We start from the raw sequence: 10,803 nt of genomic DNA, 5'->3' as shown, positions 1-10,803 counted from the left end.
TGGGCGGCGGCCGGGCCCCGCGGCCCAATATTTGGGGGGCGGCTTTGGGACCCCCCCCCCGGGGGGGGGGGGGGGGGTCCTGGGGGGGGGGGGGGGGGGCGCGCGGGGGGCCCCCGCCCCCCCCCCGGCGGCGCTTCGGGCGCCTCAGGGTAAGTGCTGCTTACAGCTTGTCGAAGTCAGCCTCGTCCACGGTGGAGGAGGATGCCGACGCCGAGTTGCCGCCGGCCCCGATGGCGGGCTTGGCGTTGCCTGACTTCAGTGCGGCAAGCCGGGCCTCGATTTCGGTCTGTTCGCCGAGGTCCTCCAGCTGGTTGAACTGGGCGTCGAGGCTGGAAGCGGCGAGCTCCTGCTGGCCGCGGACCTTGGCCTCTTCGCGGCGGATCTTTTCTTCGAAGCGGCCCACCTCGCTGGTGGGGTCGAGGATGTCGATGCTGCGGAGCGCGTCGTGGACCTGGGACTGGGCGGCCGCGGTCTTGGAGCGGGCCACCAGTTCGTTGCGCTTGCTTGTCAGCTGGTTCAGCTTGCCCTTCATCTGGTCCAGGCCGGTCTTGAGGCGGTCCACTACTTCGCTCTGGGAGGCAATGTTGGGCTCCGCGGCGCGGGCTTCGTTTTCCGACGAGATCTGCCGCTGCAGCGCTACCTTTGCCAGGTTGTCGAACTTCTGCGCATCGGCCGCATTGCCGGCGCCGCGGAATTCATCGGCCTTGCGGGAGGCCGCAAGTGCCTTGTTGCCCCAGTCCTGCGCGTTCTTGATGTCCTCGTTGTAGTCGTCCTGGAGCATGCGCAGGTTTCCGATGGTCTGGGCCACCGCGGACTCGGCTTCGGCAATGTTGTTGGTGTAGTCCCGGACCATCTGGTCCAGCATCTTCTGCGGGTCCTCGGCCTGGTCCAGCAAGGCGTTGATGTTTGCCTTCGCCAGCTGCGCCATGCGGCCGAAAATGGACTGCTTAACCATGGTGTTACCTTTCGTCCTGCTCCGTGTGTGCCACTGAATTCAGTGACCAGTTGTTGTACCGCTTCTGTCCGCCGGCCCGGTGCTCCGGGCCGGCGCTCAGCTTTGCCGGTTAGAAGTCTCCTCCGCCGCCGAAGTCGCCTCCCCAATCACCGCCGCCGGAGTCACCGCCAAAGCCGCCGCCGTCACCCCAGCCTCCGCCGTCGCTGTGGCCGCCGCCCCAGCCGCCGCCGCTGCCGCCGTTGAGGATGGAGTTGATGAGGATGCCACCAAGGATGGCGCCGCCGAGGCCTCCTCCGCCTCCGCCACCGAACATGCCGCCGCGGCCGTAGCCCTGGTTGGCGTAGCCGAAGCTGTCGACGTCTGACTGCGCCAGCTGGGCCGCCTGGGCCGCCAGGGCGTGCGCCTGCTGCGCGTAGGTCAGCGCTGTCACGGGGTCGTTGCGCGAGATGGACAGGGCGTAGTCGAGGTTGCGCTGGGCCTCGGCCAGGCGGGTCCGTGCCTCGGTACCCACGCCGCCGCGGCGGGCAGTGATGTAATCCGACGTCGCGCTGATCTGGGCCTGGGCCGACATGATGGTCTGCTGCAGTGAAGCCTGCGCCCTGCGGGCCTGCTCCTGCTGGTCCCGGATCCCGCCCAAAGCCTGGTCGAGCGTCTGATGCGCGGATTCGACCCGCTCCAGGGTGGCAATGGGGTCAATCCTGCCGCTCTGGATTTCGCTCTTCACGCGGGCTAGGGCTGCCTCCACGCCGGCCACCGGTCCCTCGAGCTCCGGGTGGGCGCCGGACTGGATCATGGCCCGCGCCTGGGCAAGGTCCTGTGAGGTGTCCACAACAGCGGACTCCAGTCCCTGGCGGGCCGAGTCCAGGTTCCCGGCCACCTTGGAGATTGCATCCAGCAGCACCTTGGTCTGGTGCAGGCTCTCCTCCGACGCGCGGACGGCGACAGCGGCGAGGCTGCCCTCGCCGGCGGCGAGCTTCTCGCGGGCAGTGGCACTGGCATTCTGCACGAACGCGAGCCGTTCCTTGGCCTGGGTGATGTTGTCCGAGACCTGCGCGAGAGCAGTATCGGCGTACTTGCCGCGCAGTTCGGCGAGGGTTTGGTCCGCCCGGGCGATCTTGGTGTCCGCTTCAGCGGCGCCTGCTTCCACTGCCGCGAGGGCCTGCGGTGCGTTTTTCTCGAGTTCGCGTAGCGAGTCGAAGTCGGCTTTCTGCTCCTGCAACGAGGCGAGAGCGGCTTCAGATCGCCGGATGATTTCGCCGAGCCAGCTGCGCTGCTGTTCTTCGGTGTCGGGGATGTGGTCGTCCAGCTGCTGCTGCAGCTTGAACGACTCGGACATGTGCGCCTTTGCTTCCTGCAGCGCCTTGGTGAAGTTGCCGACGGCCGCTTCCCCGTACTGCGCCTCGGCGAAGCCGAGTTCCTGCTCGCTCGACTTGATCGCGTCGTCTGCCTCAATCAGCAGGGAGCCGCTCTTCCTGCGCAGGTCCTCGATGCTCATGCCGGCCAAAGGATCGAGTTCGGCCCCCTGCGGCCCGTAGCTTGCACTGGACGCCTGGCCGGCCTTCTTGCGCCGGTTGCGCAGGTAGAGATACGTGCCGGCGCCACCGGCAGCGACGACGCCGGCGCCCACGAGAATCGCTGTGCCTGCACCGGCGCCCGAGGGTACGTTGCCGCTCCCGCCTCCGGCCGCGTCGCCGACGGCGGCGGCTGTGTCGATGGCGGCCTGCGCGTAATCACCGTTGCGAAGCTGGGGGTCGACGGCGCTCTTCACGATCGTGTCACGCTGCGCGTTGGTGATCTTGCTGCTGGCGGGCTTGCTCAACTGGTACTTCCGGGTCTCAGTGGCAACGGCGAGCACTAGGGCATTGGAGCCGAGGTTGGCTTTCTTGGCGACGTCGGCAGCCCATGCCGTTCCGTCGGTGGGATTCTCGAACTTCTTCACGTAGACCACGTGCAAAGTCATGGCGTGGTCGGTACCGAGTTTCTTGATTGCCTGTTCGACATCGGCTTTCCGGGGGCCCAGCGCGCCGGCGGTGTCGACAATCTTCGTTACCGGATCGAGCGTTACCGGATCCTCAGCCCAGGCTGCCGCGGCGGGAGCCGCCAGCATTCCCGTCAGGCCGATCACGGCGAGAACACGTTTTAACATTGACCGCATGGCAACCCTTCAGCACGCCGCGGCTGGTTCGGGACGAACAGCCGTCACAGAATGCAGCAGCGCCCCCACGCCGGGTGTAAAGCCGCAGGTCGCTGTGGCAATTCTTCTTGATTCTATGGTGCACCAGAGGGACCGTCCACGGCGGGGAATATGCCACCAGCGAAAAGCGCTGAACAGTTAGGTGACAGCCCTGAAGACTGGCAATAGCGCCATCACGGAGGGCATTCAGGAACCTCCCAGCAAACGTCCGAATTAGTTTCAGTCCGATCGTCCATAGTTAATACAGACGCGGATGAAAGGAAGTCCAATGACTGAGCACCCAGTACCGGGCGCAGCACCTGAGAACCGGGATCATGCAGGGCACCCTGTTGATGATCCGACCCCTCGGCCTGAGCCCGCAGAGGGTCTCCAGCCACCTGAGCACGACGGTTCCGAGAACCCCACTGTGCGCCTTGAAGCCGACAGGAACCCCACCACGCCGCTGGAGCGGCTCACGCACAACGCTGGCCAGCCCCGCGAAGGCCACGCCGATGAAGGCCAGGCGTACGGCAGCCCTGCCGTGAACCGCGAGCACCCGCAGGAGCAGCGTTCCGGCGGCCCGCATCCCGTATACCCCCAGCACGCCCCCTTCTACGGCCAGCAGTCGGGACCGCCTGCCCAGCAGGCCGGTTCCCCATACTCCCAGCACAACGGCCAGTACACCCAGCACAACAGCCATGCCGCTTTCCAGGACAACCGTGCCAGCCAGCCCAAGCGCAAGGCGACCTTCGGCGTCGGCACGCTTGTGGCCAGCATCCTGGCCGCAGGGCTCGTGGGCGGCGGCGTGGCAACAGTCGGGTCCGGCAACCTGTTCGACGCCGGCGGCACGGCGCCCGCCGTCAGCTCCGGCAGCCAGCCCGGCACGGTCATCGTCAACAACCAGGACTCGGTCAACGAGATCACGGCGGCGGCCGTCAAAGCTTCGCCGAGCGTAGTGACCATCAAAGCCACCAGTGGCAGCGAGGGCGGCACCGGCTCCGGGATCATCCTCGACGACCAGGGCCACATCCTCACCAACACCCATGTGGTGACGCTGGACGGGTCCACCGCAAATGCGGACATTCAAATCCGTACGAACGACGGCCGCGTCCTCAGCGCCAAGGTGGTTGGCACCGACCCGCTCTCCGACCTCGCGGTCATCAAGGCGGACAACCCGTCCGGCCTCACGCCCGCAGCGCTGGGTGATTCGGGCAAGCTGAACGTCGGGGACACAGCCGTGGCCATAGGTTCGCCGCTGGGCCTGACCGGCACGGTGACGGACGGCATTGTTTCCACGCTGAACAGGACCATCAGCGTCGCGTCTTCGGCGGCCCCGAAGGAAGGGACGGACAACTCCCAGGGCGGCGACCAGGGCTTCGAGTTCGCTCCTCCGGGCCAGGGGCAGGGCCAGAGCTCGGCCAACAAGGGGTCGATCGCCATTAACGTCATCCAGACCGATGCGGCCATCAACCCGGGCAACTCCGGCGGTGCCCTGGTGAACAGCAAGGGTGAAGTGATCGGCGTCAACGTCGCCATCGCCTCCGCCGGCGGCAGCTCCGCAGCCAGCGGAACAGGCAACATTGGCGTGGGCTTCAGCATCCCGATCAACAATGCCAAGCGCGTGGCGCAGGAAATCATCGACAACGGCAAGGCCACCCACGGCCAGTTGGGCGTGAGCGTCCAGGCGAAGTCGGCATCGGATGCCGGGTTCTCCACGGGAGCCGATGTGGCCTCGGTCGAGCAAGGCTCCGCGGCGGCCAAGGCAGGGATCCGGGTGGGAGACGTGGTGACGCGCTTCAACGACCTGGCCATCAGCGACCCGAACCAGCTGACGGCGGCCGTCCGCGAGCAGCCGTCCGGCTCCTCGGTGAAGATCACTGTCCTGCGCAACGGCCGCGAGCAGCAGCTGGACGTGACGCTGGGTGCCGCAGCCGAACAGTAAACAGAGCCAGTAGCAGCAGCACGACGCCGGGCCGCACTCCTTGAGATCGAGGGTGCGGCCCGCCGTCGTTGTCCATGCCTTTGACACAGGCGTTAACGGGACGTCATATGACGGAGCCAATATGGTTAGCTAGGAGCTACCCGTATCCCGGGCGTTCCACGGCCATGACCCCACCCGGCTGGCTATCCACAAGCACGGAAGGCTGCTGTAAATACAGTGGAAGAGACATTGAAGATCGTCGTCCTGGTCAAGCATGTGCCGGACGCCCAGTTCGACCGGCACCTCAGCGGCGAGGGCCACACCACGGACCGCGACGAGAGCATCCTGTCTGAACTGGATGAATACGCGCTGGAAGCCGCGCTGCAGCTCGCCGAAGCCCGCGGCGGAGCCAAGGGCGGCAACAAGGTGATCGCCTTGAGCATGGGGCCGGCCGGTGCCGTGAACGCCATCAAGAAGTCCCTGCAGATCGGCGCCACCGAGGGCGTGCACCTTACCGATGCGGCACTTGCCGGCTCGGATGCGGCGGCCACCTCCCTGGCGCTCGCCGCCGCGGTCCGCCACCTCGGTGCGGACGCCCCCGTGGACCTGGTACTGACCGGCATGGCCTCCACCGACGGCGAGACCTCCCTGGTGCCGGCGCAGCTCGCCGAGCGTCTGGGACTGCCGCAGGTCACCTTCGCCTCCTCCCTGGACGTCGACGGCGGCCGTGTCACGGCACGCCGCGATGCGGACACCCACTCGGAAACGGTTGAGGCGTCCCTGCCGGCCGTGGTCTCCGTGACGGACCAGATCAACGAACCGCGCTACCCCAACTTCAAGGGCATCATCGCGGCCAAGCGCAAGAGCATCACCACCCTGTCCCTGGCCGATATCGGAGTGGATTCCTCCCAGGTGGGCCATGCCGGCTCCTGGACCCGGGTGACGGCGGCCGAGGAACGCCCGCCGCGCACCGCCGGCACCATCATCACGGACGAAGGCGACGCCGGCATCAAGCTGGTTGACTTCCTGGCCGCCCAGAAGCTGCTCTAAGAGGACTCCACAACATGGCAAACGTACTGGTATTCATTGACAACCCCGGGCAGGCTCTCAAGAAGAGCAGCCTGGAACTCCTCACCATCGGCCGTTCCCTCGGGGAAACAGCCGTGGCGGTCAACGGCGAACTGTCCGACGACGCCGCAGGCACCCTGGGCGCCTACGGTGCCTCCAGTGTCTTCCGTCCGTCGGCTGCGGACCTTGACGACTACCTCGTCGCCCCGAAGGCCGCCTTCCTGGCCGCCGTGGCCGACAAGTCCGGTGCCACCACCGTGCTGCTCGAGAACTCACCCGAAGGCAAGGAAATCGCTGCCCGGCTCGGCATCCGGCTGAGCGCCGGTGTCATCACCGACGTCGTCGCCGTTGACCCCGACGGCACTGCCCACAAGTCAGTGCTGGCAGGTTCGTACACCACGACGGCGAAGGCCACCACCCCGGTCACCGTGCTTTCCGTCAAGGCAAACTCCGTGGACCCCGAGCCGGCGACGGCTCCCGGTGTGCCCGAAACCGTGACCGTGGACGCCCCTGCTGACGCAGCCGCCGCTGCAGCCCGCATCACCTCGCGGGAACAGAAGGTGGCCAGCGGCCGTCCGGACCTCAACGATGCGCGCATCGTGGTGGCCGGCGGACGCGGCCTCGACGGCGACTTCGGTCCCGTGGAGGAGCTGGCGGACGCCCTGGGTGCTGCCGTCGGCGCCTCCCGCGCGGCAACCGACGCCGGCTGGATCAGCCACGACGCGCAGGTCGGCCAGACCGGCAAGACCGTCTCGCCGCAGCTGTACATTTCCGCCGGCATCTCCGGCGCCATCCAGCAGAAGGCCGGCATGCAGACCGCCAAGGTGATCGTCGCCGTGAACAAGGACGCGGAATCGCCGGTGTTCGAAATCGCGGACTTCGGCATCGTCGGTGACCTCTTCCAGGTGCTGCCGCAGGCCACCGAAGAAATCAAGAAGCGCAAGGGCTGAATCCTTGAGCCCAAACGCTGCATCAGCGCAGAGCCCGTTCAATCCGGAACAGCACCGGATTGAGCGGGTGCTCTGTTTCTCAGCCCATCCCGACGACATCGATTTCGGCGCCGCCGGCACCATTGCCGCGTGGACGGCGGCCGGCGTCGAGGTCAGCTACTGCATCATGACGGACGGCGACGCCGGCGGCTTCGACCCTGCCCAGCGCGCCGAGATCATCGCGCTCCGGGCAGCGGAGCAGGAGCGCGCCGCGGCCCTCGTCGGAGTCAAGGACATCCACTACCTGCACCAGCGGGACGGGTACCTTGAACCGAACCACGAGGTGATGCGCGGAGTGGTGAAGCTGATCCGCGAAGTCCGGCCCGACGTCGTGCTTTCCATGCATCCGGAACGCAACTGGAAGCGCATCCAGAAGAGCCATCCGGATCACCTGGCGGTGGGGGAGGCGGTGACCCGCGCCATCTACCCGGCCGTGGAAAACCCCTTCGCTTACCCGGACCTCGCCGAGGCCGGCCTCGACGCCTACAAGGTTCCGTGGCTGTGGCTCTTTGCAGGGCCCGAGGAACGGGAGAACCACTATGTGGATGTCACGGAGCACGTGGAGAGCAAGCTTGAGGCGATCCACGTCCATGTCAGCCAGCATCCGGATACGGCGGCCATGGAAGCCAGGGTGCGCCGCGGCATGCGCGAGTACGCCGAACGTGCCGGACTGCCCGACGGGCGGAGCGCCGAGGCATTCCACGTGGTCATGGTCAACGGCCCCGGGACGATCGCGGGCTTCTAGCTACCCCAGCTGCGACGCCGCGTAGACCTTGATCCCCTCCAGAAGGTAGGGGGCGAGGCCTGCGCGGCTGTTGTCGTAGAAGGCGGTGAACCGCGGATCCTCGACGTACATCCGGCCCAGGCCCACGTAGCTGTCCGCATCCGGTGTCCAGCTGACGCAGACCCAGCGGTAATGGCGTTCGACGGCGGCCTGCACCCGCGCGTTATCCGCCGGCAGGCCGGCGTCCAGGCACCGGGCCAGTTCCTCGTTGATCGCCGCGGCCTCCGCCAGAAAGGCCTGCTTGTCATCAGCGCTCAGCGCGGCGTGCCGCGCCTTGCTGTCCTCCACTGCCCGGTCGCCCCACCGCTGGCGGGCCTCCTCCTCGTAGGGGTTGGTGTCAAAGTCCCTGAAAATTTCCTCGCCTGACATGGCGTCTCCTCGCTGCAGTGCCGATATGGTCGCCCCGACCGTCCTGGCCATCCGGTCGAGGCGGTCGCGCTCGGCCAGCAGCCACTTACGGTGCACGCTCAGTGCATCCAGCTGGTCTGCCTGGCCGTCAAGAACCTGGCCAATGGTTTCCAGCCCCAGGCCAAGTTCGCGGAGAAGCAGGATCCGCTGGAGGCGCAGCAGTTCAGGCTGCGTGTAGTAGCGGTAGCCGTTGTGCCCGGTGTAGGCAGGCGGCAGCAACCCCACCTGGTGGTAGTGCCGGAGGGTCCTGGATGAGACCCTGCTCAGCTTCGCCAGCTCGGCGATGGACCAGCTCCGGAGTTCTTCCTGCTTCATGCCTCCAGCGTAGAAGTTGACGCAACGTCAACGTCAAGCGTCAGGTGTTGAGCGGGGCGGCAGCCACTGTGGGCAGGGTCGGGGTAGCCGATCCGCCGGCGGGTTCCACCGTGATGCCGAGCGCCGCGGCGGAACCGATGCCCTTGACCAGGGCAGGCTTCGACAGGGCCTCCGCGTCCATCAGGCCCTGGGACACCGGAGTGGAACCATCCTTGGGAATCAGCCACATCTGGTACACCTTGCCCGCGGGCGGCGGCGGCACGTCCTTCATCCGGACCACCAGGGCATCGTGCGACGACGAGATTGAAACCGTCGCGGTGCCTCCGCCGCTGACGTCGACAGTCGCCTGCCGCGCGTCCTGCGCCTCGATAACCTGCCTGAGGGGATCGTTCTGGTTGGCCATGTACGCCCCGATCCCTACCCCGCCGAGCGCGATTACGGCAGCGGCGGCCACACCGATGAGCCAGTTGCGGAGCCCGCCCGTCCGGCGTCGGACTTCACGGCGCTGGCGCGCGGCGGAAAGTTCATCGGCGGCAGGCTCCGCCGCCGCGTCCGTGGCATCCTCCGCCCCGGCAGGCTCAGCCGCAGGCGCGGGAAGCTGCGAGACGATCCGGGCGAACAGGTCCGCGGGCGGTTCCTCCTCGGCCGTGAAGGACATGGCGAGCGTTTCCCTGGCCTGGCGTACGCGTTCGTTGAAGGACGCCCGCTCCGCCTCCGGAGCGCTGCTGACATAGGCGTCGATGGCTTCCCGCTCCGCGTCGCTGATGGCGTCCAGAGCGTAAATCTCGGCCAGCTCAACGGCGCGGCCGGCCGCAAGATCGGTGGAAATGTCGGCGGCAAAGGCCCTGGGCAGCTGGCGGCCGCGGGAATCATTCGTATCGGTCATTGTCAGCTCACCCCCAGGCAGGTCTTGAGTCGGATCAGTCCGTCGCGGATGCGGGACTTTATGGTTGGAACCGCCGCGTTCAGCTTTTCTGCGACTTCTCGGTAGGTGAGGCCGCCGTAGTAGGCGAGCCGCACGGATTCCTGCTGCGTTTCGGTCAGGGTCTCCAGGCACCGCACCACGGTTTCGGCCTCGAGCCGGCTGTCCACCTCGTCCTGCACCGAGTCGTGGTCGATGTCCTGGCTGGCGGCGCCGTACCGGGCCTCGCGTTCGCTCGCCGACTGTGCGGACCTGACCCTGTCCACGGCCCGGCGGTGCGAGATGGTCATGAGCCAGGCAAGGGGGCTTCCGCTCGCGGGGTCGAACCTGCCGGCGTTTTGCCAGACTTGCAGGAAGACCTCCTGGACGGTGTCCTCGCTGAGCTCCGGGTCGATGAGCACCCGGCGCGCCATGCCGAAGACCCGGCGCGACGTGAGCCGGTAGAACTCGGCGAAGGACGCCTGGTCGCCTTGGGCAATCCGCTCCAGCAGCTGGGCCAGCTGCTGGTTAAGGTCGACGGCGGTGCCGGGCGGCGCGGTGGCGTCAAAGTTCGGCGCGTTGGGAGTTTCCATCACTCCCAAGCATAGGTGGCCTGCCGGCGGGCGTGGCACACCGTGTGCGGCCACGGCAGCCTCGTGCCGGGCAAAAGGGAATGCGGCGTTGCCCCGCCGTAGTGCCGTCACCTGCCGCTCCTTACGCCCCGTGGGTGGGCACGTCCTCCGGACGTGTTCAGGAGGGATTCGTTGCGGCACACCCCTTGGATGGGTGGCCCTGCCCACGGGCTGCGCTCACAGCTGTGCGCCGGTGAATCCCTGCTGGCGCCAGGCCTCATAGACCGCGATGGAGGCCGCATTTGCCAGGTTCAGTGACCGCAGCGAGGGGAGCATGGGCAGGCGCACCCGGGACGTGACGTGGGGATCGCGCTTCAGCTCGTCCGGCAGGCCCACGGACTCCGGGCCGAACATGAGGACGTCACCTGGCCGGTAGGCAATGTCCGTGTAGGACATCTCGCCGTCGGACGTGAAGGCGAAGACGCGCTCCGGCTGCAGGGCCTCCCACGCAGCCTCGATGCTGGAGTGGACGGTGACCACCGCCAGGTCGTGGTAGTCCAGGCCGGCCCGGCGGAGCTTGGCATCGGAGAAGTCGAACCCCAACGGCTCCACGAGGTGGAGCTCGGCGCCGGTGATGGCGGCGAGGCGGATGGCGTTGCCCGTATTGCCGGGGATTTCAGGCGTGTGGAAGAGGATGCGGAACACGCTTCCATCCTA

At 67.2% G+C, this 10,803-nt stretch carries 10 protein-coding genes; 4 read left to right on the top strand and 6 right to left on the bottom strand.

What is annotated here, in order from left to right; genetic code table 11:
- Positions 1-160 precede the first annotated feature (160 nt).
- Both ACFRAH_RS06340 and ACFRAH_RS06335 read right to left on the bottom strand, forming a co-directional pair.
- Positions 161-955 carry a PspA/IM30 family protein gene (locus ACFRAH_RS06340; RefSeq protein ID WP_377990043.1) on the bottom strand — a complete coding sequence of 265 codons (795 nt, stop codon included), beginning with the start codon at positions 953-955 and terminating at the stop codon, positions 161-163.
- A gap of 109 nt (positions 956-1,064) precedes the next feature.
- Complete coding sequence (locus ACFRAH_RS06335) at positions 1,065-3,110, bottom strand: TPM domain-containing protein (RefSeq protein ID WP_377990042.1); 2,046 nt, start codon at positions 3,108-3,110, stop codon at positions 1,065-1,067.
- Between the two features lie 307 nt (positions 3,111-3,417).
- Here ACFRAH_RS06335 and ACFRAH_RS06330 point away from each other — a divergent pair, with 307 nt between their 5' ends.
- The 4 genes from ACFRAH_RS06330 (at position 3,418) to ACFRAH_RS06315 (ending at position 7,851) form a co-directional block, all read left to right on the top strand.
- Positions 3,418-5,070 carry a S1C family serine protease gene (locus ACFRAH_RS06330; RefSeq protein ID WP_377990041.1) on the top strand — a complete coding sequence of 551 codons (1,653 nt, stop codon included), beginning with the start codon at positions 3,418-3,420 and terminating at the stop codon, positions 5,068-5,070.
- 228 nt (positions 5,071-5,298) lie between these two features.
- A complete protein-coding gene (locus ACFRAH_RS06325) occupies positions 5,299-6,099 on the top strand; it encodes an electron transfer flavoprotein subunit beta/FixA family protein (RefSeq protein ID WP_377990059.1) in 801 nt (266 codons plus the stop codon).
- Positions 6,100-6,113: 14 nt separating this feature from the next.
- Complete coding sequence (locus ACFRAH_RS06320; RefSeq protein WP_377990040.1) at positions 6,114-7,067, top strand: electron transfer flavoprotein subunit alpha/FixB family protein; 954 nt, start codon at positions 6,114-6,116, stop codon at positions 7,065-7,067.
- Between the two features lie 4 nt (positions 7,068-7,071).
- The gene (locus tag ACFRAH_RS06315) at positions 7,072-7,851 is read left to right on the top strand and encodes a PIG-L deacetylase family protein (RefSeq protein WP_377990039.1); all 780 of its coding nucleotides are present in this window, start codon (positions 7,072-7,074) and stop codon (positions 7,849-7,851) included.
- On the opposite strand, the gene ACFRAH_RS06310 is transcribed toward ACFRAH_RS06315, so the two are convergent.
- The 4 genes from ACFRAH_RS06310 to ACFRAH_RS06295 all read right to left on the bottom strand — a co-directional run bounded on the left by ACFRAH_RS06310 (position 7,852) and on the right by ACFRAH_RS06295 (position 10,791).
- Positions 7,852-8,613: a MerR family transcriptional regulator gene (locus tag ACFRAH_RS06310; RefSeq protein WP_377990038.1), complete on the bottom strand. Its 762-nt coding sequence runs from the start codon at positions 8,611-8,613 to the stop codon at positions 7,852-7,854.
- A gap of 40 nt (positions 8,614-8,653) precedes the next feature.
- Positions 8,654-9,499: an anti-sigma factor domain-containing protein gene (locus tag ACFRAH_RS06305; protein ID WP_377990037.1), complete on the bottom strand. Its 846-nt coding sequence runs from the start codon at positions 9,497-9,499 to the stop codon at positions 8,654-8,656.
- A 2-nt stretch (positions 9,500-9,501) separates the two neighbouring features.
- Positions 9,502-10,107: an ECF RNA polymerase sigma factor SigK gene (sigK, locus tag ACFRAH_RS06300; protein ID WP_377990036.1), complete on the bottom strand. Its 606-nt coding sequence runs from the start codon at positions 10,105-10,107 to the stop codon at positions 9,502-9,504.
- 216 nt (positions 10,108-10,323) lie between these two features.
- On the bottom strand, positions 10,324-10,791 hold the full coding sequence (locus tag ACFRAH_RS06295; protein ID WP_377990035.1) for a tRNA (cytidine(34)-2'-O)-methyltransferase: 468 nt from the start codon (positions 10,789-10,791) through the stop codon (positions 10,324-10,326).
- Positions 10,792-10,803: the final 12 nt, after the last annotated feature.

The sequence above is a fragment of the Arthrobacter sp. NPDC056727 genome (assembly GCF_042790555.1).
GTDB lineage: Bacteria > Actinomycetota > Actinomycetes > Actinomycetales > Micrococcaceae > Arthrobacter.
The sequence above is the reverse complement of the archived record's forward strand: the minus strand, read 5'-3'. Positions and strand labels throughout refer to the sequence as shown.